23 protein-coding genes and 2 tRNA genes are annotated in these 23578 nt (G+C 67.4%); 10 read left to right on the plus strand and 15 right to left on the minus strand.

Annotated elements, in window-relative coordinates; all coding sequences use genetic code 11:
- Positions 1-19: 19 nt before the first annotated feature.
- The 13 genes from AC069I_RS06130 to dnaA form a co-directional block, all read right to left on the minus strand.
- Positions 20-355 carry a hypothetical protein gene (locus AC069I_RS06130; protein WP_478223911.1) on the minus strand — a complete coding sequence of 112 codons (336 nt, stop codon included), beginning with the start codon at positions 353-355 and terminating at the stop codon, positions 20-22.
- 131 nt (positions 356-486) lie between these two features.
- Complete coding sequence (locus tag AC069I_RS06135) at positions 487-927, minus strand: hypothetical protein (RefSeq protein WP_478223912.1); 441 nt, start codon at positions 925-927, stop codon at positions 487-489.
- 77 nt (positions 928-1004) lie between these two features.
- Positions 1005-1077, minus strand: a tRNA-Ala gene (locus tag AC069I_RS06140).
- 37 nt (positions 1078-1114) lie between these two features.
- A complete protein-coding gene (locus AC069I_RS06145) occupies positions 1115-1303 on the minus strand; it encodes a DLW-39 family protein (RefSeq protein WP_034321928.1) in 189 nt (62 codons plus the stop codon).
- A gap of 241 nt (positions 1304-1544) precedes the next feature.
- A tRNA-Ile gene (locus AC069I_RS06150) sits at positions 1545-1618 on the minus strand.
- A 47-nt stretch (positions 1619-1665) separates the two neighbouring features.
- Positions 1666-2352, minus strand: coding sequence for a DUF3566 domain-containing protein (locus tag AC069I_RS06155; protein ID WP_125679336.1), 687 nt, complete (start codon positions 2350-2352; stop codon positions 1666-1668).
- Positions 2353-2387: 35 nt separating this feature from the next.
- Positions 2388-4913, minus strand: a complete 2526-nt coding sequence (gyrA, locus tag AC069I_RS06160) for a DNA gyrase subunit A (RefSeq protein WP_478223913.1) — start codon at positions 4911-4913, stop codon at positions 2388-2390.
- A gap of 51 nt (positions 4914-4964) precedes the next feature.
- The gene (gene gyrB / locus AC069I_RS06165; protein ID WP_478223914.1) at positions 4965-6932 is read right to left on the minus strand and encodes a DNA topoisomerase (ATP-hydrolyzing) subunit B; all 1968 of its coding nucleotides are present in this window, start codon (positions 6930-6932) and stop codon (positions 4965-4967) included.
- A gap of 205 nt (positions 6933-7137) precedes the next feature.
- Positions 7138-7629, minus strand: a complete 492-nt coding sequence (locus tag AC069I_RS06170) for a DciA family protein (RefSeq protein WP_340688516.1) — start codon at positions 7627-7629, stop codon at positions 7138-7140.
- A gap of 274 nt (positions 7630-7903) precedes the next feature.
- Complete coding sequence (gene recF, locus AC069I_RS06175) at positions 7904-9058, minus strand: DNA replication/repair protein RecF (protein WP_478223915.1); 1155 nt, start codon at positions 9056-9058, stop codon at positions 7904-7906.
- A 9-nt stretch (positions 9059-9067) separates the two neighbouring features.
- Positions 9068-9958, minus strand: coding sequence for a phosphogluconate dehydrogenase (NAD(+)-dependent, decarboxylating) (gene gnd / locus AC069I_RS06180; RefSeq protein WP_016330461.1), 891 nt, complete (start codon positions 9956-9958; stop codon positions 9068-9070).
- 37 nt (positions 9959-9995) lie between these two features.
- The gene (gene dnaN / locus AC069I_RS06185) at positions 9996-11129 is read right to left on the minus strand and encodes a DNA polymerase III subunit beta (RefSeq protein WP_020632653.1); all 1134 of its coding nucleotides are present in this window, start codon (positions 11127-11129) and stop codon (positions 9996-9998) included.
- Positions 11130-12212: 1083 nt separating this feature from the next.
- Positions 12213-13847, minus strand: a complete 1635-nt coding sequence (gene dnaA, locus AC069I_RS06190) for a chromosomal replication initiator protein DnaA (RefSeq protein ID WP_125679342.1) — start codon at positions 13845-13847, stop codon at positions 12213-12215.
- Between the two features lie 603 nt (positions 13848-14450).
- On the opposite strand from dnaA, the gene rpmH reads away from it, so the two are divergent.
- The 10 genes from rpmH (at position 14451) to AC069I_RS06240 (ending at position 21080) form a co-directional block, all read left to right on the plus strand.
- A complete protein-coding gene (gene rpmH, locus AC069I_RS06195) occupies positions 14451-14594 on the plus strand; it encodes a 50S ribosomal protein L34 (RefSeq protein ID WP_005154511.1) in 144 nt (47 codons plus the stop codon).
- 23 nt (positions 14595-14617) lie between these two features.
- Entirely contained in the window at positions 14618-15037 is a 420-nt protein-coding gene (gene rnpA, locus AC069I_RS06200) for a ribonuclease P protein component (RefSeq protein ID WP_478223916.1), read from the plus strand.
- A 4-nt stretch (positions 15038-15041) separates the two neighbouring features.
- Positions 15042-15347, plus strand: coding sequence for a membrane protein insertion efficiency factor YidD (yidD, locus tag AC069I_RS06205; RefSeq protein WP_340686101.1), 306 nt, complete (start codon positions 15042-15044; stop codon positions 15345-15347).
- Between the two features lie 4 nt (positions 15348-15351).
- Positions 15352-16455 (plus strand): membrane protein insertase YidC, encoded by a 1104-nt coding sequence (gene yidC, locus AC069I_RS06210; protein WP_478223917.1) that lies wholly within the window; start codon positions 15352-15354, stop codon positions 16453-16455.
- A 30-nt stretch (positions 16456-16485) separates the two neighbouring features.
- Positions 16486-17043: a Jag family protein gene (locus AC069I_RS06215; protein ID WP_125679346.1), complete on the plus strand. Its 558-nt coding sequence runs from the start codon at positions 16486-16488 to the stop codon at positions 17041-17043.
- Between the two features lie 212 nt (positions 17044-17255).
- Entirely contained in the window at positions 17256-17936 is a 681-nt protein-coding gene (rsmG, locus tag AC069I_RS06220) for a 16S rRNA (guanine(527)-N(7))-methyltransferase RsmG (protein ID WP_478264936.1), read from the plus strand.
- A gap of 64 nt (positions 17937-18000) precedes the next feature.
- Positions 18001-18930: a ParA family protein gene (locus AC069I_RS06225; protein WP_125679348.1), complete on the plus strand. Its 930-nt coding sequence runs from the start codon at positions 18001-18003 to the stop codon at positions 18928-18930.
- Positions 18927-19943: a ParB/RepB/Spo0J family partition protein gene (locus AC069I_RS06230; RefSeq protein WP_478264937.1), complete on the plus strand. Its 1017-nt coding sequence runs from the start codon at positions 18927-18929 to the stop codon at positions 19941-19943. The genes AC069I_RS06225 and AC069I_RS06230 overlap by 4 nt, the downstream gene beginning before the upstream one ends.
- An 85-nt stretch (positions 19944-20028) precedes the next feature.
- Positions 20029-20700 (plus strand): HAD family hydrolase, encoded by a 672-nt coding sequence (locus tag AC069I_RS06235; RefSeq protein WP_478264938.1) that lies wholly within the window; start codon positions 20029-20031, stop codon positions 20698-20700.
- Positions 20697-21080, plus strand: coding sequence for a hypothetical protein (locus AC069I_RS06240; protein WP_478223921.1), 384 nt, complete (start codon positions 20697-20699; stop codon positions 21078-21080). Before AC069I_RS06235 ends, AC069I_RS06240 begins: the two co-directional genes overlap by 4 nt.
- 5 nt (positions 21081-21085) lie before the next feature.
- Here the strand turns inward: AC069I_RS06240 and AC069I_RS06245 are convergent, their stop codons facing one another.
- Both AC069I_RS06245 and AC069I_RS06250 read right to left on the minus strand, forming a co-directional pair.
- On the minus strand, positions 21086-22036 hold the full coding sequence (locus AC069I_RS06245) for a D-alanine--D-alanine ligase family protein (RefSeq protein WP_340686107.1): 951 nt from the start codon (positions 22034-22036) through the stop codon (positions 21086-21088).
- A 34-nt stretch (positions 22037-22070) separates the two neighbouring features.
- Positions 22071-23390 carry an aminotransferase-like domain-containing protein gene (locus AC069I_RS06250; RefSeq protein WP_478223922.1) on the minus strand — a complete coding sequence of 440 codons (1320 nt, stop codon included), beginning with the start codon at positions 23388-23390 and terminating at the stop codon, positions 22071-22073.
- Positions 23391-23578: the final 188 nt, after the last annotated feature.

Raw genomic sequence — 23578 nt, forward strand, 5'->3', positions numbered from 1 at the left:
GGAGTTCGCTGTAGTCGCGCTACCCCTGGTTCCCGTACGCCGCGCGGTTCATTCGCTGCTTGTTGTCCTCGTCCACGGATTCGTACAGCTCGGCAACCCGCTCCAAGGCACGGGACGCGTCCTGCGTGCTGCGGTGCAGCTTCGCGAGCATCTTCTCGACGGCCTGGCGATGTTCCTCGTAGGCCGCCGAAACCCCGCGCATGCCCAGGGTTTTCCCGAAAGCGGTGTCCGGCGCGAAAAAGCCGGGGAGAAGGCCTCCCGTGACCGGGTCGGGAGCGGGCACGTCCTGCCCTCGCACACCGGTATGGGCGGTACTGACTATGTCCGCGGCATTCTGCAGTTCCTTGCTCGACAACTGAGATCGTCGAGGTCGGTCTCGAAACTGACCATGTTCACCTCGCTGTCCGGATTCACCCCCATGTAAGCAGCGTTGACTTGGCTGGGCGCACGACTTTGTCATCCGCGTACGGTGACGAACGTCATTCCTCAGACGCAGACCCAGCAGTAGAGGCGGTCGCCCCTGGTCGTGGCGGTACGGGCGAGTTCCGCGAGGCCGGTCAGCACGGCGGCCAAGTCGGCGGGGTCGGCCTGGCCATCGAACTCCTCGGTCCGGGACCAGGGCTCGGCCACCTCGCGTAAGCGCGCTTCGTCGGCGTCGGACAGCGCGGCGGACAGCTCTTCGGTCAGCGGGACGACCAGACGTACGCCGTCACCGGCCAAGGCGACAGGTTCGACGGAGCGTCCGATGATGGTCTCGTAGTCGACACCGGTGAGCAGGGACTCCAGCGTGCCCAGCTGCACGAACGGGTCCACACCCTTGAGTTGGACGGTCGGCAAGGACGCCTCGGCGGGGCCGCCGACGAGGTCGATAGTGGCGGCCGCGGCGTCGTTGTCCGGTGCGGCGAAGTAGTCGAAGAGCACACCCATGCGCGCATTCTGGCGGAAATGAGAAGGCCACCCGCGGTGCGGGTGGCCTTCGTGAATCCCCTTCGTGAATCCCAGAGTGGAGCTGAGGGGAATCGAACCCCTGACCCCCGCCTTGCAAAGGCGGTGCTCTACCAATTGAGCTACAGCCCCGGATCGCAGGCGATCATGATAACCGCCCGCGCCGAAATCAGTTGTTGCGGGACGCGTCCGCGGCCTTGGCCGGAGCGCTTCCGTTCGTGGAAGCGGATCCCAGGGGACGCTCGGTGGGGGCGGTGGCCTCACGCCAGAGGTCGGCCTCGGCCTTGGCGGCCTTGTTGCGCTTGATCACGAACAGCACGCCGCCCGCGATGACCGCGAGTGCCAACAGCTTCTTCATCAGAAGCCCCCTCTTTCCGCCGATTTGCTCCGCCTACCCACCGATGCTACTGCACCACGTTCCACGTGGAACCGATCCCCCACGGCAATGGGCCCGCACCGACAACGGCCACGCGCCCAAACGTTGGGGGGTCCAGGGGGGCGAAGCCCTCCCTGGCGGGGGTCTGGGGGTTCGACCCCCAGAAATGACAAACGCCCGGTCGTGGTTTGTGCTTTCCACAAACACGACCGGGCCAACCGGGTGGGCCCACCAGGACTTGAACCTGGGACCTCTTCGTTATCAGCGAAGCGCTCTAACCGCCTGAGCTATGGGCCCGAACGAGGAGAAGATTACAGGACGCCTTTCGGCGCCCTGCAACCGGGTCACTCTCGTTCGGAAAGGGTCACTTCCAGGCCTCCGGCAAGGTCGGCGGAGACGTTGTAGATGAAGGCGCTGACGGTGGCCAGCGCCGAGATCAGCACGATGTTGATGGCGCCGAGGATGGCCGCGATCCCGAAGACACGGCCGGCGCTGATCAACGGGTCGGCCGGCGCGTCGGCCCCTTCGCCGCCGACGAGCGACGAGTAGGTTCCGTTGAGTTTGTCCCAGACGCCCATGCCGTCGAGGACGGTGTACAGGACGCCGACGGCGACGAGCCACACGAAGAACAGCGCGACGCCGAGGACGAGGGACAGTTTCAGCACCGACCAGGGGTCGAAGCGTTTGATCTGCAGGCTGGCGCGACGCGGTCCGCGGCCGGGGCGGCGGAGAGCGGTGGGCGCGGCACGGGTGCGGGAGGCCGACGGGATGGCGGAGGGGGCGGGGTCGCCCTCTCCGCTGTCGCCGAAAAGCCTCTTCGCGGCAGTGCCGCTGACACCGTGATAGTCGGTCACGGTCGTCGCGTCCCGCTTCGGGTCCGAGTGGGCCACGTCTTCGGTGGCGACCGAAGACACCGAGACCGTCTGCTCGCTGGAGCCTTCGGGCTCCCCGGCGCCGCTGTCGCGCTGCCAGGGCGGGCTCGACGAACCCGCCTGCGCGCCGCCTGCTTCGGGCTTCTCGGATGGTGTCACGAGGTGTCAGTCCTTACCCAGTACGTGGGCGTCGTCTACTCCTGCTCCGACGCCGGGGTTTCTTCTCCTTCAGCACTACCTGCAGTGGCGACGTCTGAGGGCTCGTCCGCGTTGCGTGCGACCGCGAGAAGAGTTGTTCCTTCGTCGAGATTCATCAGCCGCACTCCCTTCGTCTGCCTGCCTGCCTTGCGCACCTGTCCGGCCGAAGTCCGGATCACCCCGCCGCTGGAGGTGATCGCGTACAGCTCGTCTTCGGCGTCGACGATGACCGCGCCCACCAGCCTGCCACGTTTCTGGTCGTACTGAATGGTGAGCACGCCCTTGCCGCCGCGACCCTGCACCGGGTAGTCGTCGGTCGGCGTGCGCTTGGCGTAGCCGCCGGCGGTGGCGACGAGGAGGAACCGGTCCGGCTGGACGACGTTGATGCCGAGCAGTTCGTCGCCGTCGTTGAACCGCATGCCCAGCACACCGGACGTCGCGCGGCCCATGGGGCGCAGGGCTTCGTCGGTGGCGTGGAAGCGGATCGACTGGCCTTCCGCGGACACGAGGAGCAGGTCGTCCTCGGCGGCCGCGAGGACCGCGCCGACCAGTTCGTCGCCTTCGCGCAGGTTGACGGCGATGAGGCCGCCGGCGCGGTTGGAGTCGAAGTCGGTGAGCTTGGTCTTCTTCACCAGGCCGCGGCGGGTCGCGAGCACGAGGTACGGGGCGACCTCGTAGTTCGGGATCTCGATGACCTGGGCGATCTGCTCATCGGGCTGGAACGCGAGCAGGTTCGCGACGTGCTGGCCGCGCGCGTTGCGGTTGGCTTCGGGCAGGTCGTAGGCCTTGGCCCGGTACACGCGGCCCTTGTTCGTGAAGAACAGGATCCAGTCGTGCGTCGAGCAGACGAAGAAGTGCTGGACGATGTCGTCCTGTTTGAGGGTCGCGCCCTGGACGCCCTTGCCACCGCGTTTCTGCGAGCGGTACAGATCGGTTTTCGTCCGCTTGGCGTAACCCGTGCGGGTGATCGTGACGACGACGTCCTCGACCGCGATGAGGTCTTCGACCGAGACCTCGCCGTCGAACGGGATGATCTTGGTGCGCCGGTCGTCGCCGTACTTGTCGACGATCTCCTGCAGTTCCTCGGCGATGATCGCGCGCTGCCGCTCGGGCTTCTCGAGGATGTCCTTGAGGTCGGCGATCTCGAGTTCGATCTCGGCGAGGGTGTCGATGATCCGCTGCCGCTCCAGTGCCGCGAGACGGCGGAGCTGCATGTCGAGGATCGCGGTCGCCTGGATCTCGTCGACGTCCAGCAGGCTCATCAGGGCGGGCCGGGCCTCTTCGGCCGAGGGCGAGCGCCGGATGAGGGCGATGACCTCGTCGAGCATGTCCAGCGCCTTGACCAGACCGCGCAGGATGTGGGCGCGTTCCTCGGCCTTGCGCAACCGGAAACGGGTCCGGCGGACGATGACGTCGATCTGGTGCTTCACGTAGTGCCGGATCATCTGGTCGAGACGCAGCGTGCGGGGCACGCCGTCGACCAGGGCCAGCATGTTGACACCGAAGTTCTGCTGCAGCTGGGTGTGCTTGAACAGGTTGTTCAGCACGACCTTCGCGACCGCGTCACGTTTGATCGTGACGACGATCCGCATCCCGCTGCGGCTGTTGGACTCGTCGGCGATGTCGGAGATGCCGGTGAGCTTGCCGTCGCGGACCAGGTTCGCGATGTTCTCGACCAGGTTGTCCGGGTTCACCTGGTACGGCAGCTCGGACACGACCAGGATCGTGCGGCCCTTGGCGTCCTCTTCGACCTCGACGACCGCGCGCATGCGCACGGAGCCGCGGCCGGTGCGGTACGCGTCCTCGATCCCGGAGTTGCCGAGGATCATCGCCTTGGTCGGGAAGTCCGGGCCCTTGATCCGGACCAGCAGCGCGGCGAGCAGCTCGTCGTCGCTGGCCTCGAAGTTCTCCAGCGCCCATTTGACGCCGTCGGCGACCTCGCGCAGGTTGTGCGGCGGGATGTTCGTCGCCATGCCGACCGCGATCCCGGAACCACCGTTGACCAGGAGGTTCGGGAACCGCGACGGCAGGACGTCGGGCTCCTGGGTGCGGCCGTCGTAGTTGTCGGAGAAGTCGACGGTCTCTTCTTCGATGTCCTGCAGCATGTGCATCGCGAGATGCGCCAGCCGGGACTCGGTGTACCGCATGGCGGCGGCGGGGTCGTTGCCCGACGAACCGAAGTTGCCCTGACCGTCGATCAGCGGGTACCGCAACGACCACGGCTGCGCGAGCCGCACCAGCGCGTCGTAGATCGCGGAGTCACCGTGCGGGTGGTAATTGCCCATCACGTCGCCGACGACGCGGGAGCACTTGTTGTACCCGCGGTCGGGGCGGAAGCCGGAGTCGAACATCGAGTACAGCACGCGGCGGTGCACCGGCTTGAGGCCGTCCCGCACGTCCGGCAGCGCCCGCGACACGATGACGCTCATCGCGTAGTCGATGTAGGAGCGCTGCATCTCCTGCTGGATGTCGACCGGTTCGATCCGGTCGTGGTCCGGAGCCGGCGGCAAGGTTTCCGTCATGAGGTCCTTCTCGTGGGAGCAGTCCTAAGGGGACAAAAGAGCGGGACGTCGCTAGACGTCGAGGAACCGCACGTCCTTGGCGTTACGCGTGATGAAGGAACGGCGCGCTTCGACGTCCTCGCCCATCAGGACGGAGAACAGGTCGTCGGCCTGCGCGGCGTCGTCCAGGGTGACCTGGCCGAGCAGCCGGTTCGCCGGGTCCATCGTGGTCTCCCACAGCTCTTCGGCGTTCATCTCGCCGAGACCCTTGTAGCGCTGGATCGCGTCGTCCTTCGGCAGCTTCCGGCCGGCCTCGACACCCGCCTGGATGACGGCGTCGCGTTCCCGGTCGGAGTAGGCGTACTCCGGCTCCTGCCGCGGCCACTTGATCTTGTACAGCGGCGGACGCGAGAGGAACACGTGCCCGTGCTCGATCAGCGGGGGCATGAACCGGAACAGGAAGGTGAGCAGCAGCGTGGTGATGTGCTGGCCGTCCACGTCGGCGTCGGCCATCAGCACGATCTTGTGGTAGCGCAGCTTCTCGATGTCGAACTCTTCGTGGATACCGGTGCCGAGCGCGGTGATCAGCGACTGGACCTCGGTGTTCTTGAGGACGCGGTCGATCCGGGCCTTCTCGACGTTGATGATCTTGCCTCGGATCGGCAGGATCGCCTGGTACATCGAGTCGCGGCCTTCCTTGGCCGAACCGCCCGCCGAGTCACCCTCGACGATGTAGAGCTCGCATTCCGACGGGTTGGTCGAGCGGCAGTCCTTGAGCTTGCCGGGCAGCCCGCCGATCTCCAGCGCGCCCTTGCGGCGGACCAGGTCACGCGCCTTGCGGGCGGCCATCCGCGCCTGCGCCGAGGAGATCGACTTGTTGATGATCGTCTTCGCCTCGGTGGGGTTGCGCTCGAACCAGTCGGCCAGCCATTCGTTCGAGGTCTGCTGCACGAACGTCTTGGCCTCGCTGTTGCCCAGCTTGGTCTTGGTCTGGCCTTCGAACTGCGGCTCGGAGAGCTTGATCGAGACGATCGCGGCGAGCCCCTCGCGCACGTCGTCACCGGAGAGGTTGGCGTCCTTCTCCTTGAGCAGCTTCTTCTCGCGCGCGTACGCGTTGACGACGCGGGTGAGCGCGGCGCGGAAGCCCTCTTCGTGCGTGCCGCCCTCGTGCGTGTTGATCGTGTTGGCGAAGGTGTACACCGACGGCGTGAAGCCGTTGTTCCACTGCATGGCGACCTCGACCTCGAGGCCGGTGCCCTTGGCCTCGAAGGAGATCACGGACGCGTGGATCGGGTCCTTGCTGCCGTTGATGTGCTTGACGAAGTCTTCGAGACCGCCCGGGTAGCAGTAGGTCTTCTCCTTGACCCGCGCCGCCTGGCCGGAAGCGTCCGCTTCGGTCTCTTCGTCGGCGACGCGCTCGTCGCGCAGCGAAAGGGTCAGGCCCTTGTTGAGGAAGGCCATCTCCTGAAGACGCCGGGAGATCGTCTCGAAGTTGTACGTCGTGGTTTCGAAGATGTCGCCGTCGGCCCAGAAGGTGATCGTGGTGCCGGTGTCCTCGGCGGGGCCGAGATCCTCCAGCTCACCGGGGATCTGGTCGGTGTACACCTGCCGCCAGCTGTGCCCGCCGCGTTTGACCTCGGCGATCAGCTTGGTCGAGAGCGCGTTCACCACGGAGACGCCGACGCCGTGCAGACCACCGGAGACCGCGTAGGAGTCACTGTCGAACTTGCCGCCCGCGTGGAGCACGGTGAGCACGACCTCCAGGGTCGGCTTCTGCTCCTTGGGGTGGATGTCGACCGGGATGCCACGGCCGTCGTCGACGACGCGCACCCCGCCGTCGGCCAGCAAGGTAACCTCGACCTTGGTCGCGTAACCGGCCATCGCCTCGTCGACGGAGTTGTCGACCACCTCCTGGACGAGGTGGTGGAGGCCGCGTTCACCGGTGGAACCGATGTACATACCGGGACGCTTGCGGACGGCTTCGAGGCCTTCGAGCACCGTGATCGACGACGCGTTGTACTCGCTCTTGTTCTCGGTCACAGGCGTTGATTCTCCTCGTCTCGCCCGAGCGGACGCTCGCTCATCCCCAGTGTACTTGGCCGCGTTCGCAGACATGCGGCAAGGACACCCCTGATTTGCTCACAGGCGCGCTAATTCGTTCAAAGAAGAGTCTTGACGTTCGCGAAGCGCTCTGGGCGCGTTCTCGGGGCGCTGGTGGCACAGTCCCGGCGAAGCGCAACTCGGATCAGCCGTACGTGTCACGCGGGCCGCGTCCCGGCACGTGCCGCGGCCCTTTCCGCCAGCTCGGCGCCGTCGGCCCTTGGATCCGCATCTTCTTCACCACGCCGTGCCCGACGCCCTTCGCGATCTTCGCCAGCAGCTGCCCCTGGAGCAGGCGAAGCTGCGTCGCCCACGCTGTCGAGCTCGCGCGGACGGTCAGCTCGCCGTCCTTCAGCGCCACCGGCTGGGCGTGTTCGGCGACCTCTTCGCCCACAAGCCGTGCCCAGCTGCCGAAGACCTGACCGTTGGCCAGCCGCGTGTTCCAGCCGCGGTCGACCGCGATCCGGGAGGCGAGCCTGCCGAGCGGTTGCGGGTCGCGGGCGTCGGCACCCGGCCCTGACCAGCGACGACGTCGCGGGCTTTGGCCCGCCGAACCCGCTCCCCCTCCGGTGATACGGCCGCGGCGCACGCCCGGTTCAACGCCGCGGGCCTTGGCTTTGGCCTTCGCGGCGTCCAGAGCGGCGCGCGCGAGGTCACGACCGGTAGCCGGTTCCTTGCCTTCAGTATCGGTTGCGCCGTTCGATACCGCGGTCGGTTCACGCTGCGTGTCGAACAAAGCTCCCTCACCCGGGTTACCGCCCGGGCGGGGGGTGTCAAGCCGCTTATCAGGCCCCTTGGTCACGCGGGGCGATAACGCGTTCACGGTGTTATCCACACTGTCCACAGGTTTGTCCCCAGATCGGTGGGCAACTGCTGCGGCGCCGATCACCCGGGGTGTCCGCTTCGCGGGATCACCCTCGGTTGACCTCACCATCCGCCACGAGGAATCGATGTCCGGCCAGTTCGGCGGGCACGTCCTCGTCCACGGCGGCGGTCACCAGCACCTGCTCGGCGCCTGCCGCCACCTCCGCCAGCCGGGCCCGGCGACGCCGGTCCAGCTCGGCGAACACATCATCCAGCAGAAGCACCGGTTCCCCGGCCTCGCCACGCAGGAGCTCGTAGCTTCCCAGACGCAACGCGAGGGCGAACGACCAGGACTCCCCATGGCTCGCGTAGCCCTTCGCCGGCGCTTCGCCGAGGATGAGATCGAGCTCGTCCCGGTGCGGGCCGACCATGCTCACCCCGCGCTCCAGCTCCAGATTCCGGGACCGTTTCAGCGCCTCGACCAGTACTTCCTTGAGGACCGCTTGGTCGGCGCGAGGGCCGTCGGGAGTGCCGTAGCCCTCTGGCATCGCTTCGCCCAGGCTTGACTTGTACGCGATCTTCGCCGGTCTCGAGTCGGGCGCGACCCCCATGTACGCGGCGGCCGCGTACGGCGCGAGGTCCGCGATCAGGTTGAGCCGGGCCGCCAGCAACGCGGCCCCCGCCACCGACAAGTGGTCGTCCCAGACGTCGAGCGTCGACAACGCGTACGGGTCTTCGCGTCCCGTACGCCGTTTACCCGCCGTCTTGAGCAGGGCGTTCCGCTGCTTCAGCACCTTCTCGTAGTCGGCGCGGACCCCTGCGTACCGGGGCGCGCGCAGCACGAGGAGCTCGTCCATGAAGCGGCGGCGCTCCCCGGGATCCCCGCGCACGAGCGCCAGGTCCTCCGGGGAGAACAGCACCGTGCGGAGGATCCCGAGCACGTCACGGGGCTTGCCGACCGCGCCGCGGTTGACCCGCGCACGGTTCGCCTTGCCGGGCGTGATCTCCAGCTCGACCGTCAGCTCGCGGTCCTCGTTGACCACCGCGACCCTGATCAGCGCGCGTTCGCACCCGTGCCGCACCAACGGCGCGTCGGTCGCGACGCGGTGCGAGCCCAGGGTCGCGATGTAGCCGATCGCCTCGAGGAGGTTCGTCTTGCCGCGGCCGTTCTGTCCGACGAGGACGGTCGGGCCGGGTTCGAGCGCGAGATCGGCTTGTGGCCAGGACCGGAAGTCGGTGACCTGCAGATGTCTTAAATACAACCTGCTTGCCTAGTCGCCGGCCTTCTTGACCGAGTGCCCGCCGAACTGGTTGCGCAGCGCGGCGACGGCCCGCATGGCGGCGGAGTCCTCCTGGCGCGAAGCGAACCGCGCGAACAGCGCGGCCGAGATGACCGGCGCCGGGACCGCGTTGTTGATCGCCTCTTCCAGCGTCCACCGGCCTTCGCCGGAATCCTCGACGTAGCCCTCGAGGTCGTCCAGCTCCGGGTCCTCGTCGAGCGCGCGAACGAGCAGGTCGAGCAGCCACGAGCGGACGACGGTCCCCCGCTGCCAGCCCTTGATCACCGCGGGCACGTTCTCGACGACCTTCGCGGCTTCGAGCAGCTCGAAGCCTTCGGCGAAGGCCTGCATCATGCCGTACTCGATGCCGTTGTGGATCATCTTCGCGTAGTGACCGGAGCCGACGGCGCCGGCGTGCGAGAAGCCCTCGTCACGCGGGCCTTCGGGGCGAAGCGCGTCGAAGATCGGCATGGCCTTCTCGACATCCGAAGCCGCGCCGCCGACCATCAGGCCGTAGCCGTTGTCCTTGCCCCACACGCCACCGGAAACCCCGCAGTCGAGGTAGCCGATCTTCTTCGCGGCGAGCAGGTCCGCGTTGATCCTGTCGTCGGTGTACTTCGAGTTGCCACCGTCGATCACGAGGTCGCCCTCGGACAGCAGGTTGCCGAGCTCCGCGACGGTCTGCCGGGTGGGTTCACCGGCGGGCACCATGATCCAGACGATCCGGGGACCGTCCAGTTTGGACACCATGTCCTCGAGTGAGGTGGAGTCGGTGACGTCGGGGTTGCGGTCGTAGCCGACCACCTCGTGACCGGCCGCGCGCAGCCGCTCACGCATGTTGAACCCCATTTTGCCGAGGCCGATGAGTCCCAGCTGAGCCATGAAGATCCCCTTTGGTGCGAACAGAAGTGGCTGCCGGTCAGCCCGGGAGGCGAACCGGCATCAGGAGGTACAGGTAGCCGGGGACGACGTTGCCCTCCTCGTCGGCGGGCTTGATCAGCGCCGGCCGGTTCGGGGTGGTGAACGTCAGTTCCGCCCGGTTCGCGTTCAGCGCACCGAGCCCGTCGACGAGGTAACCCGGGTTGAACGCGATGGTCACCGGCTCGCCCTCGTAGTCGACCTGAAGCTCTTCTTCGGCCGAACCCTCGTCGTCGCCGCCGGCGGAAAGCCGCAGCGAACCGTCGTTGAACTCCAGCCGCACCTGGGTGCCACGCTCGGCGACGAGCGAAACACGCTTGATGGACTCGGCGAGCGCGGAGACCTCGATGACCGCGCGCGACGTGTGCTGCGCCGGCAACAGCTGCCGGTACGGCGGGAACTCCGCGTCGAGGAGGCGGGTCGTGGTGTAGCGGCCGGAGCCGGAGAGACCGAGGAGGCCTTCGCCGCTGGCGAGCGCGAGCCGGATCTTGGCTCCGCTGGCACCGAGCGTCTTCGCGGCCTCGGCGAGCGTGCGGGCCGGGACGAGCACCGCGGCGTCGGACAGGCCCTCGGCCGGCTCCCAGGTGAACTCGCGCATCGCGAGGCGGAAGCGGTCGGTGGCGACCAGGGTCAGCGAGGAGCCGGAGATCTCCAGCCGCATGCCGGTCAGCATCGGGAGGGTGTCGTCCTTGCCCGCCGCGACGACGACCTGGGTGACGGCCTGGCCGAACGCGTCACCGGTGAGTTCACCGGCGAAGGCGGGCTGGGACGGAAGCTGCGGGTAGTCCTCGACCGGCATGGTCGGCAGGGAGAAGCGCGCGGAGCCGCAGGTGATGGTCGCGCGGGCGCCGTCGACGGAGATCTCGACCGGCTGCGCGGGCAGCGACTTCGTGATGTCGGCCAGCAGGCGGCCGGAGACCAGCAGACGGCCGCCGTCGGCGATGGTGGCCGGGACGCCGACCGTGGCGGAGACCTCGTAGTCGAATCCGGAGACGGTGAGGGCGTCACTCGTCCCGTCGGATCCCGCATCGAGCAGGACGCCGCCCAGCACCGGGACCGGAGGCCGCGACGGGAGGCTTCTCGCCACCCACGCGACGGCGTCGGCCAGCCCGTCACGCTCGACGCGGATCTTCATGCGCGCTTCCTTTCGACAGCCGAGCCCCTGACGGCTCGAAAGCTCAACGGGTCACCTCGGCCGGAGAGCGCGATGGCCAGGTGCCTCGCAGGTGTTGTTCGGCCCGAGCGAGGACGCGAACGCACGTCGACACGCAGACCAGGTGCAGGGACCCACGTTAGGCCGTCCCCGGGGTCCGCGTCACCTCGGCCTCCCCTTGCTTTTGTCGACAAGACGACACGGCTCATCGGCTGTCCCCAGATTCGTCCTTCGCCTGTTTTTGTTTTGTTCTCTTCTAGAGAAGAAGAAAAGACAGCAGTAGTAATAGGCGTTGTGGATTGTGTGGACAAGGCTCGTTCGCGCAGGTCCGAGCGCCTCCCAGGCTGTGGACTCCTGGTGTGTACGGACGGTGGACAGCTCGGGCCGTCGGTGGATGGATTCGGGCGGCGCTCGATCTGTCCACAGTCATCCACAGTTGCCCCCATGGTTATCCCCAGTTGTGGGGCGGTTTGTACCCAGGGTTGTGGGCGGCGTTCGTGACCGGAATCGCTCGGGAGAGTGATCCGTGCAGCCTGCGTCACCCTTGTGCACAAGATGTGGGCAACCTGGGGACAGCGTGTGGATCTTGGTGTGGAAATGCTGTGGATTGCCTGTGAGTGCGATGTGGACGGAATCCTGGTCGCCGCAGCTCTCAGGCCCACCGGAGTTGTGCACAAGCTACCCACAGCATGTGGATTCCTTTGTACACAAGGAAAATCCCGAAGCACCCTTAAGCTGCTTCGCCCACTTCGCGCCCTTCGCCGCTTCTCCCCACATACCCACCCTTCGCGCCCCTACACGGCCACCGGACCACTTTGGACACGAAGAAGGGCTCCCACCCGGACGGTGAGAGCCCCGAAACCCTTGTGCGCCAAGGAACTGATGCCTGGTGACCCCAGGGTCTCCCCAAGGGCGCCCCGCGCCCGACGGAGACTTCACCGTCGAGCGCCCTCTTTCGGGCCGAAGGCCCACGTAAACGCGATGAAGGGGCGCCTCTCCGCCCCACCTGAGTGGGAAGCGGAACGACGCCCCTTCGGCACGTTTACGTCAGCGCTCGACTAAAAACTACTGCCGTGCGCGCTGCTTGATCCGTGAGGTCAGTTCCTGCACCTGGTCGTAGATGCGCCGTCGTTCGGCCATCTCCTTGCGGATCTTCTTGTCCGCGTGCATGACGGTCGTGTGGTCGCGGCCGCCGAAGGTCTGCCCGATCTTCGGCAGCGACATGTCGGTCAGTTCGCGGCAGAGGTACATCGCGATCTGGCGTGCGGTCGCGAGCGCCTTCGTCTTGCCGGGGCCGCAGAGGTCGTCGAGCGTCACGTCGAAGAACTCGGACGTGACGCCCATGATGGTCGGCGCGGTGATCTCCGGTGCGTGCGAATCCGGGATGAGGTCCCGGAGCACGATTTCGGCGAGCGCCACGTCGACGGGCTGCTGGTTCAGCGATGCGAAGGCGGTGACGCGGATGAGCGCGCCTTCGAGTTCCCGGATGTTCGCCTCGACGCGCGAAGCGATGAACTCCAGGACCTCGCCGGGAACCGCGAGCCGGTCCTGGGCGGCCTTCTTGCGAAGGATCGCGATCCGCGTTTCGAGTTCCGGCGGCTGGATGTCGGTGATGAGGCCCCACTCGAACCGTGTGCGCAGCCGGTCTTCCAGCGTTTCGAGGCGCTTCGGCGGGCGGTCGGAAGAGACGACGATCTGCTTGTTCGCGTTGTGGAGGGTGTTGAAGGTGTGGAAGAACTCTTCCTGCGTACCTTCTTTGCCTTCCAGGAACTGGATGTCGTCGACGAGCAGGATGTCGATGTCGCGGTAGCGGCGCTGGAAGGCGACCTTGCGGTCGTCGCGCAGCGAGTTGATGAAGTCGTTGGTGAACTCTTCGGTCGACACGTACCGCACGCGCATGCCGGGGAACAGCCGCTGGGCGTAGTGCCCGACCGCGTGCAGCAGGTGGGTCTTCCCGAGTCCGGACTCTCCCCAGATGAACAACGGGTTGTACGCGCGCGCCGGTGCTTCGGCGACGGCGACCGCGGCCGCGTGCGCGAAGCGGTTCGACGCGCCGATGACGAACGTGTCGAACGTGTACTTCTCGTTGAGCTTCGTCTTCGACGTCTGCGGCTGCGCCGGCGCGGTGTAGGGCTGACCCGCGATCGGCTGGCCGGAGAACGTCGGCCAGATCTCGGTCACGGCGGCGAGGGCCTCGCCCTCTTCGTCGACTTCTTCATCGCTGTCATCGCCATCGTTGAGGCTGTTGTCCACCGGCTGCTGCCTCGGCGGCCTCGGCTTCGGAGGCTCGGGCCGGGGCCTGGTCGGGGACAGCATGCCGTCGCCTTCGGGCAGCGGAGGAGTACCCGGCACCGGTCCGGAACCGTTTTCCACCCGGCTGGGTGACGTCGGTTCGTAGCGGGGGCCGGGCGAGGGCGGAGGCGGAGGCATCGAGGGCTCGGTGCTGTCGACCTTCACCGCGAGCGAGACCGCGCGGCCGAGCCGGCGCGAAAGGGCTTCGGTGATGGCGCCGCGGAGAGCGCGCTCGATCGCTTCCTTGGCGAAGTCGCTGGGGGCGGCGAGAAGCGCGGTGCCGTCGAGCAGGCCGATCGGCCGGGTCACCCGCATCCAGGCGCGCTGCTGCGGGGAGAGGGTGCCATCCGACAGCTCGCGCACGACCTGTTCCCAGATGACGCCAAGATTGTGCTGGTGATCGGACACCTGCCTGACTCCCCTCCCCTCATCGGTGCGCTGCGGCGAGATCACTCAGCGGCCCGAAACGCCGGGTCGAGCGTCATCCTGGCCCGATCGACTCATGCGCACAGCAAATATCCACATAGTTGTCCACAGCTGTGCACTAATGTACGGCGGCCCGCGGTGACGTCACCTGCGGGCTCGACGTATGCCGACGGGACGCCTCCACATCCCCAAGGACACCCGGGCGCCTGCACCGTTCCACCTCGGCGAAAACCCGGGAGGGGCACGCTAACAAGCCCCGCTCGTTGCCACAAGGCATCCTCGCGCGCAAGCATTTCACGGTGTACGGCGTGTTGCCATTCGATGCCCTCGCGTCGTCGGTGATCACTCTCCACGTACCGTCGCGGTGCGTGGTCGAGGGGGTGCCTGCCGGGCTCGGGGGGCGGGTGCGTACCCTCGTAAGGTCTCCCGTATACAGCGGGGGCGTTTCGCGTGCCCACGTTGTCGTCGCTCGACGTGACGAGGCCACACGTTGGTAGGAGACACCAGAGACTGCCGTGCGTCAGCACGACACGCCAGGAACGGGTCGAACCGTTCCCGGCGGCCGAGAAACAGGAGAAGTTAGTCGTGAGCAAGGGTAAGCGCACCTTCCAGCCGAACAACCGCCGACGCGCCCGGGTCCACGGGTTCCGGCTTCGGATGCGGACCCGCGCCGGCCGGGCCATCCTGGCGGCTCGCCGTCGCAAGGGCCGCGGCGCGCTGTCCGCCTGATCCGGTCGCCGTCGAGGGACGTCGTGCTGCCGGCCGCCGCGAGGTTGCGGCGCAGTGAGGATTTCCGTGCCGTGATGCGGCGTGGGGCCAAGGCAGGCAGGCGCCGCCTCGTCGTCCATGCGTTGACCACGGACCCGCCCGATGCCGCCGAAGCGGCACGGGCGGGTTTTGTGGTGAGCAAGGCCGTCGGCAATTCGGTGGTCCGTCACCGGGTCACCCGCAGGTTGAGGCATCTCATTTCCGCCAGGCTCGGAACACTGCCGCCGGGGAGCTCGTTGGTGATACGGGCACTACCACCGGCCGCGGACGCGTCCAGCGCGGAACTCGGCTCGGACCTCGACGCGTCGTTGCGACGCCTCGGGCTGTCCGGGCACTCGGCGCATTCTGCCGTCACCGGGAAGTCCCGCCAGACGCGAGCCCCCGACAACGGATCAGCGGTGTAACGGCATGCGAGCCACCGAGAACGAGACCACCGAAGACGCCCGCCCCGGCCCGGTGGCATGGGTGCTGCTCCTGCCCATCAAGCTGTACCGCAAGGCGATCTCCCCCTTCTTTCCTCCGGCGTGCCGGTTCTACCCGAGCTGTAGCGCGTACGCCGTCGAGGCACTGACCCGGCACGGCGCCGGCCGCGGTAGTTATCTCGCGGCCCGGCGTCTGCTGCGCTGTGGCCCGTGGACCATGCCCGGCCGCGACCCGGTACCCGAGACGTTCTCGTGGCGCCACCGCCGACCTGAAACACCGATCGAGGAGTAGCTCAGTGCTCGACTTCATCTACTACCCCGTGTCCTTCATCTTGTGGTGTTGGCACAAGGTCTTCGGGCTCGTGTTCGGTGAGGCGAACGCGATCTCCTGGGTCCTCGCGATCGTCTTCCTGACGGTCACCGTCCGCGGCATCATGTTCAAGCCGTTCGTGAACCAGGTCCGGTCGATGAAGAAGATGCAGGACTTCGCGCCGGAAATGAAGAAGATCCAGAAGAAGTACTCCAACGACCGGCAGCGCCAGGCGATGGAGATGCAGAAGCTCCAGAAGGAGCACGGCGTCAACCCGCTTGGCAGCTGCCTGCCGATGCTGCTTCAGATCCCGGTCTTCATCGGCCTTAACCACGTCCTGCGGATGTTCACCATCAACCCGTATGGCGGCCCGAAGACCGAGAACTACTTCTTCGACCAGGCCGGTGTCGAGTCCTACGTTCACGCGAAGCTGTTCGGCGTCAACCTCGGCGACGCCATCTACACCGGCGTCGACATGGTCAGCGGAGGGAACGCGGCTCCCGGGTTCCACTGGGGCGTCGCTCCGGTCGCGATCCCGCTGATGATCGTCGCGAGTATCGCGACGCACCTCACCGCGCGGCACTCGGTCCAGCGCCAGAACCCCGAGTCGGCCACCCCGCAGACCGCGATGATGAACAAGCTCACGATGTACGTCTTCCCGATCGGTGTCCTCGTCTTCGGTGCGCTGTTCCCGATCGGTCTGCTCATCTACTGGCTCGCCAACAACGGCTGGACCCTGATGCAGCAGCGCCTCGTCTACACGAAGATCGACAAGGAAGAAGAGGCCCGCAAGGCGGCCGAGAAGGAGAAGCGCGCGAACCTCGGCCCGAAGCCGGGCCAGAAGCCGACCGCGCCGCGCCCCGGTCAGAAGCCGGTCCAGCAGAAGAGGAACAAGCAGTCCTCCGGCGGTCAGGTCAAGAAGGCGGGCTCGCCGCACGGCTTCGCCCAGACCGAATCCTCCACCGCGGAGAAGAAGGACGCCAAAGACGGAACGGCCGAGTCGTCGACGAACGGCTCGAAGGAGAACGGTGCGGACGTGCCCGGTCTCATCTCGGACTCGACTAAGAAATCGGGCCGGAAGCGTCGCTGACGCCGATCCGGGCCGGAGAGGAGACCAGTAATGGCGGAGACGATCGACACGATCGACGCCGAGGAGAACAGCGCGGCCGACGTTGAGGCCGCCGCTGAAGAGACCGCTCGCAAGGGAGGTGTCGACGACGACGTCCTCGTGAAGGAGGGCGACATCGCCGGTGACTACCTTGAGCGGCTGCTCGACCTTTTGGACTATGACGGCGACATCGACCTCGATGTCGAAGCGGGCCGCGCGATCGTCAGCATCGACGGCGGCGAAGACCTGGAGAAGCTCGTCGGCCCCCGCGGCACCGTCCTTGAGGCGCTGCAGGAGCTGACTCGACTGGCGGTGCAGCAGGAGACCGGTTCGCGGAGCCGGCTGATGCTGGACATCGCGGGGTGGCGAGCGGACCGCCGCGAGGAGCTCCGCGAGCTCGGCCGCTCGACCGCCGAGACGGTGGTCTCCTCCGGCGAGCGTGTCCGGCTGCAGCCGATGAGCCCGTTCGAGCGGAAGGTCGTGCACGACGCGGTCGCCGCCGTCGACGGGGTCAAGAGCGAGAGCGAAGGAGAGGACCCGAAGCGCCGGGTCGTCATCTTCCCCGCCTGACGGTTTTCTCGAACGAAGCGGCCCGCCGGTCATCCGGCGGGCCGCTTCTTTGTTGTCCGGATGAATTACACGCGTGGCGTTTCACGTGAAACGGGCGAGGGCGAGTGGAGTTGTCCACAACTTCGGACTGTCTCCCCGCTTTGCGGTCAGCGTCATGGACAATCAGTGGAGCGCGTTTCACGTGAAACGGCGTCGAGGGTTGAGGAGCGAGAGTGGGCTTGGACGGGGTCGCCGCATCGGTACGGAGCGCGGCGTCGGAAGTATTCGGAGACCGCGTCGAGCAAGCCGTCGGCTACGTCGAACTCCTGGAGCGGCACGGCGTCGAGCGCGGGCTGATCGGCCCCAGGGAGGTCGACCGGCTGTGGGAGCGCCACGTCCTCAACTCCGCCGTGATCGGCGAACGGATCCCGGACGGCGCCCGCGTGGTCGACGTCGGCTCAGGCGCGGGCCTTCCGGGTGTACCGCTCGCGATCAGCCGACCGGACCTCGATATCGTTCTGCTCGAACCGATGGCCCGCCGCGTCGACTGGCTGGCCGAGGTTGCCGAGAAGCTGGAACTCCCCATCACCGTTGTCCGCGGGCGCGCGGAGGAGCGGCAGGTACGTGAGGAGCTCGGTGGCGCGGATGTCGTCACCGCCCGGGCGGTCGCTCCGTTGGCCCGCCTCGCGAACTGGTGCCTCCCGCTCGTGCGTTCCCAAGGTGCTCTGGTCGCCCTCAAAGGAGCGAGCGCTGGAGAGGAAATCGAACGCGATCGCGCCGCCGTCCGGAAGGCCGGCGGCGGCGAACCGGAAGTCTTCGAGTGCGGCGCCAAGGTGCTCGAGGTTCCGAGCACGGTCGTCGTGATCCACCGTCTGCCCCCCAAACCGTCTCGATCGCGCGGCAGGCGCAGCTAGACCGGTTCCACGTGAAACAACGCAGAACGACTCTCACGTCCACTACAGAGGAGGCTCGAGACCGGTGACTCCCCCGCCGTCCGACCCTGCGAGCGTCGGCCAGGAACTCGGCTGGACGCCCATCGCCGAAGAAGCCGTCCGCGCCGCCAGCGTGCTGCACCCCAAGGAGGGTGCGCTCCCCCGGCCGAACCGCCGGCGGGTGCTGACGGTCGCCAACCAGAAGGGCGGCGTCGGCAAGACGACGAGCACGGTGAACCTCGCCGCCGCCCTGGCCGTGCACGGGCTCAAGACGCTCGTGATCGACCTCGACCCGCAGGGCAACGCGAGCACCGCGCTCGATATCGACCACCGATCCGGCACGCCGTCGATCTACGAGGTACTGATCGGCGAGGTGTCGCTCGCCGAGGCGGCGGCCCAGAGCGAGCAGTCGCCCAACCTCTACTGCGTGCCCGCGACCATCGACCTCGCCGGCGCCGAGATCGAACTCGTCTCCATGGCGTCCCGCGAGATGCGGCTCAAGGAGGCGCTGTCGTCCGAGATCCTCGACGAGATCGGCGTCGACTACGTCTTCATCGACTGCCCGCCGTCGCTCGGCCTGTTGACCGTCAACGCGATGGTCGCCGCGCAGGAGGTGCTGATCCCGATCCAGTGCGAGTACTACGCGCTCGAAGGTCTGGGTCAGCTGCTGAGCAACATCGAGCTCGTCCAGGCGCACCTGAACCGCGAACTCAGCGTCTCCACGATCCTGCTCACCATGTACGACGGCCGGACGAAGCTGGCCGATCAGGTGACGAACGAGGTCCGGAACCACTTCGGGGACACTGTTCTCAAGACGGTGATCCCGCGCAGCGTGAAGGTCTCCGAAGCCCCCGGATACGGGCAGACGGTCCTCGCGTACGACCCGGGTTCCCGGGGTGCGATGAGCTACGTGGACGCGGCCAAGGAGATCGCGCAACGTGGGGTGGAGATGAAGGAAAGGAGCGGTACGGCATGAGCGAGCGCAGAGGGGGGCTCGGGCGCGGGCTCGCCGCCCTGATCCCCACCGGCCCGCCGCCGGGTTCGGCGGCCCCAGCCGAGAACGGCTCCCCTGCCCCGTCCGCGCCCGCGAGCAAGCCCGTCGGGCCGGATGACAAGGGCTGGTTCGCGGCCAACGGTGCGGCCGGTTCACCCGGCGGAACGGTCGCCGGCGCGGTCTACCGCGAGGTGCCGGTCAGCCAGATCAAGCCGAACCCGAAGCAGCCGCGGCAGGTCTTCGACGAGGACGCGCTCAACGAGCTGGAGCACTCGATCCGCGAGTTCGGGCTCATGCAGCCCATCGTGGTCCGGGAGCTCGGCTCCGACGAGTACGAACTCGTCATGGGCGAGCGGCGCCTGCGTGCCTCCCAGCTGGCGGAGCTGGAGGCGATCCCGGCGATCGTCCGCCAGACCGCCGACGAGGCGATGCTGCGCGACGCGCTGCTCGAGAACATCCACCGCGTTCAGCTCAACCCGCTCGAAGAGGCGGCGGCGTATCAGCAGCTGCTCGACGAGTTCGCGGTCACGCACGAGGAGCTGGCGGGCCGGATCGGGCGCAGCCGGCCGGTCATCACCAACACGATCCGCTTGCTCAAACTCCCCCTCGCGGTCCAGCGGCGGGTCGCGGCCGGGGTGCTTTCGGCGGGTCACGCGCGGGCGCTGCTCTCCCTCGAAGACGCCGACAGTCAGGAAGAGCTGGCCGCGCGGATCGTCGCGGAAGGCATGTCTGTCCGCGCGACCGAAGAAGCCGTCACGCTCAAGAAGAGCGAAAAGCCGGCCAAGCCGAAGCCCGCTCCGCGCAAGCCGATCCAGGCCCCCGGTCTTCAGGAGCTGGCGAACCGGCTCTCGGACCGGTTCGACACTCGCGTGAAGGTCGACTTGGGTCGCCGAAAAGGTCGGATCACGCTCGAATTCGGGTCCGTTGACGATCTTGAACGCATCGTGGCGCTGATGGATCAAAATCAGGCAAATCAGACACGCGAAACCGATTAGGGATTACCCCAGGTCGTTTTGTCACGGTGACGATAGCTGGGTGTCGACAGAGAAATCACGCTGAGTACTTGAACTGGGGGCAAGTATGAAAGGGCTCGTCGGCGGTCGAAATCCCCGCGCGGTGGTCTTCGACTGCGACGGACTACTCATGGACACCGAGCCGTGTTGGTCGGTCGCCGAGACCGAGCTGTTCGCTCGGCGAGGTCTGCCCTTCGGTCCGGACGAGAAGGCGTTGGTGATCGGCAAGTCGCTCCCGGCCGCCGCCGACGCGATGGCGGAGGCGTTCGGTGAACCCGAGGGCGGCGCCGAGATCGCGGACGAGTTGCTGAGGTTGGTGACCGAAGTCGTCACCGCGAAAGCGGAGGCGATGCCCGGCGCGCGCGAGTTGGTCGAGTTGACCGCCGCCGCCGTCCCGGTCGCCGTCGCGAGCAACTCGCCCCGGGCGCTCCTCGAAGCCGCGCTCGTTCGCGGCGGGCTTTCGGAGATGTTTCCCGTGAAACTGGCCGCCGACGAGGTGGCCGCGCCGAAGCCCGATCCGGAGATGTACCGGACCGCCTGCGCACTGCTCGACGTCGATCCCGTCGACGCGTTGGCGTTCGAGGACTCGACGACCGGTCTCCGGTCGGCGCGAGCGGCCGGGATGACCGTCATCGGGGTTCCCACCTTGAAGCAGCAGGACTTCCCCGCCGATGTCGTGATCGGCTCCCTGCGCGACGAAGAGCTGCTGGCCTGGGTCCGCGGCTGGCCTCGGCGGTGACCGGTCTCCCCTTCGTCCGCTTCCAGAGCCCGGTCCGCGACGAGCGTGGAAACTTCACCGGCGTCTTCGGTCTCGTGAACGGGCTCGCCCGGGCCGGACGCCTGACCGTCGAGCAGGAAGCCTTCCGCAGGGCGAACAACGACTGGTACGACGCGAACTTCATCAACCCGGCGCACGCCGATCCGAGCGTCTACGACGCGGAGGTCAATCCCGGAGCCGCAGCGTGGTTCAAGGCGACCGCTCGTGTCTTCATCGAGCGGGTCGACGGCTACCTGGCGATTCTCGAGGCGCACGAGATCCCGTGCGAGACCGTCCGGTCGGCGAATCCGGGCCGGGTCGTCTACGAGGACGAGTACCAGGTAGTCGCCGTCCAGAACTGAAAGACTCAGCTCTTGCGGGAAATCGCCCGTCCCACGAGGTCGGCGAAGACCGAGCCGAGGGTGGCACCGGACGCCTCGATCGCCACCGGGACGATCGAAGTCTCGGTCAGGCCCGGGGACAGGTTCACCGCGAGGAAGTAGACCGTGCCGTCTTCGGCGACCACGGCGTCGGTGCGGGAGATGTCGCGAAGCCCGAGTTGCCGGTGCACGGCGACGGCCAGCTCGCTGACCGCCTTGGCGGCGTCGTCGGGGATCCGCGCGGGGGTGAAGAAATCGGTCAGCCCGGCGGTGTAGCGGGCGGTGTAGTCGTACACGCCGCTCTCCGGCACGATCTCGACCGCGGGCAGGGCCTCGGGGCCTTCCGCGCCTTCGATGACCGTCACGGCCACCTCAACGCCGGATACGAACTTCTCGGCGAGAACGGTGTCTCCGTAAGCGAAGCAGCCGACCATCGCGCCGGGCATTTCAGCGGCGTCCTTGACGACCTGGGCGCCCAGCGCCGAACCGCCCTGGTCCGGCTTGAGGATCATGGGCAGGCCCAGCGTCTCGACCATCGAGTCGAGCACGGCCTGCGCGCCGAGTTCGCGGAAGGTGCTGTGCGGCAGCACGACCCAGTCCGGCGTGGTGAAACCCGCGTCGGCGACGAGTGCCTTGGCCGTCGGCTTGTCCCACGCGCGGCGGCAGCCCCGCGAACTGGTCCCGACGTAAGGCACGTCGAGCATCTCCAGCACCGTCTGCACCGCGCCGTTCTCCCCCTCACCACCGTGAAGGGCGACGATGGCCGCGTCAGGCCGCTGGGTGCGCAGGCGTTCGAGCAGGCCCGCGTCGGTGTCCCACTCCTCGACGATGAGACCTTCCGCCCGCAACGCGACCGAGAGCCGGCGTCCGGAGCGGAGAGAGACATCGCGTTCGTGGGAAAGTCCGCCTGCGAGTACGGCAACGGTGCGGTCGACCACCGAGACTCCTTTGTGCTTGGGGACGTCCGGCCGATCAGACCGTGTCCGGAGAGGGGTTCTGCGGCCCCGAGATCGAGCGTGGGCTCGCGTTACCGAAGGTACGCGCGAGGTCCATTTCGGACTCGAGCACCGCGGCGAGCCGCCGGACACCTTCGCGGATCCGCTCGGGCGTCGGGTAGCAGTAGGAAAGTCGAAGCTGTCTGCTGCCGAAACCGTCGGCGTAGAAACCGGTTCCGGAGGCGTACGCGACGCGGGCCGTGACGGCCCGCGGCAGCATCGCCTTCGTGTCCACGCCCTCGGGGACGGTCATCCAGACGTAGAAACCGCCATCGGGTTTGGTCCAGCTGCAACCGGCGGGCATGTGCTGATCGAGCGCGGACAGGATCGCGTCCCGTCGCTCCCGGTAGTTCTCGCGGAAGGTCTTGATCTGCCCCATCCAGTCGTGCGTCGAGAGGTATCGCGACACGATCAACTGGTTAAGCGTTGGCGGACAAAGCGTCGCGGACTCGGCCGCGAGCACGAGTTTCTCCCGGACGGCATGCGGCGCGAGCACCCAGCCGACCCGCAGGCCGGACGCGAACGTCTTCGAAAAGGAGCCCAGGTAAACGACATTGTCGGGGTCGATCGAGCGGAGCGCGGGGTACGTCTGCCCGCCGAAGCCGAGCAGTCCGTACGGGTTGTCCTCGACGATGAGGATGTCGTTCTCCCGGCAGATCTCCACGATCTCCGCGCGCCGCTCGACGGCCAGCGTGACGCCGCCGGGGTTGTGGAAGTTGGGGATCGTGTAGAGGAACTTGACCCGGCGGCCCGCTTTCCGTGTCTCCGCGAGCGCGGCGCGGAGCCCCTCGGGGACCAGGCCGTGGTCGTCCATCGCGACATGGACGACGTCCGCCTGGTACGCGGCGAACGAGCCCAGCGCGCCGACGTACGACGGACCCTCGGCGATGATGACGTCACCCGGATCGCAGAACAGCCGGGTGACCATGTCGAGCCCCATCTGGGAGCCGACCGTCACGACGACGTCGTCCGGGTGGGCCTTGATGCCCTCGAGGGCCATGATTTCGCAGATCTGCTCACGCAGCGACGGGATGCCGTGCGCGGAGCCGTACTGGAGCGCGACCAGGCCGTCTTGGGCGATGAGCTCGCCGACCTGCGCGGACAGCGTGTCCAACGGGAGCGCGGCGAGGTTCGGCATCCCGCCGGCGAGCGACACCACTTCGGGGCGACTGGCCACCGCGAACAAGGCCCTGATCTCGGAAGCAGTCATCCCGGCCGTACGAGCGGCGTAGCGGTCGAGATGAGGGTCGAGGTTGTGTCGGCCGGGCTCCGGCCGGACAGGGCGGTTCTCGGTCATCAGGCGCTTCACCCGGCTTCGAAGTGGACATAGTCGCTACCGACTGGTAGTTCCATCGAGTGTAACCACCCTCCCTTGAGGGGCCCTGGCCTTTCGGTGTTCATCACATCGGCCTATCCTCGGTCTGGACCCCTTCAGTGAGCCCTGCTCGGGACAAGGCCGCGTCGGGTGTTCCTCATTCAGGGAGG

The sequence above is a fragment of the Amycolatopsis sp. NPDC043885 genome (assembly GCF_056435685.1).

Bases quoted from the DNA above. Each gene is read 5' to 3' on its own strand.
- AC069I_RS06145 (WP_034321928.1), bottom strand. From the start codon at position 1,303: ATGAAGAAGCTGTTGGCACTCGCGGTCATCGCGGGCGGCGTGCTGTTC.
- yidD (WP_340686101.1), top strand. From the start codon at position 15,042: ATGCGAGCCACCGAGAACGAGACCACCGAAGACGCCCGCCCCGGCCCG.
- AC069I_RS06215 (WP_125679346.1), top strand. From the start codon at position 16,486: ATGGCGGAGACGATCGACACGATCGACGCCGAGGAGAACAGCGCGGCC.
- AC069I_RS06230 (WP_478264937.1), top strand. From the start codon at position 18,927: ATGAGCGAGCGCAGAGGGGGGCTCGGGCGCGGGCTCGCCGCCCTGATC.
- gnd (WP_016330461.1), bottom strand. From the start codon at position 9,958: ATGGCTCAGCTGGGACTCATCGGCCTCGGCAAAATGGGGTTCAACATG.
- AC069I_RS06250 (WP_478223922.1), bottom strand. From the start codon at position 23,390: ATGACCGAGAACCGCCCTGTCCGGCCGGAGCCCGGCCGACACAACCTC.
- AC069I_RS06135 (WP_478223912.1), bottom strand. From the start codon at position 927: ATGGGTGTGCTCTTCGACTACTTCGCCGCACCGGACAACGACGCCGCG.
- AC069I_RS06235 (WP_478264938.1), top strand. From the start codon at position 20,029: ATGAAAGGGCTCGTCGGCGGTCGAAATCCCCGCGCGGTGGTCTTCGAC.
- dnaN (WP_020632653.1), bottom strand. From the start codon at position 11,129: ATGAAGATCCGCGTCGAGCGTGACGGGCTGGCCGACGCCGTCGCGTGG.
- gyrA (WP_478223913.1), bottom strand. From the start codon at position 4,913: ATGACGGAAACCTTGCCGCCGGCTCCGGACCACGACCGGATCGAACCG.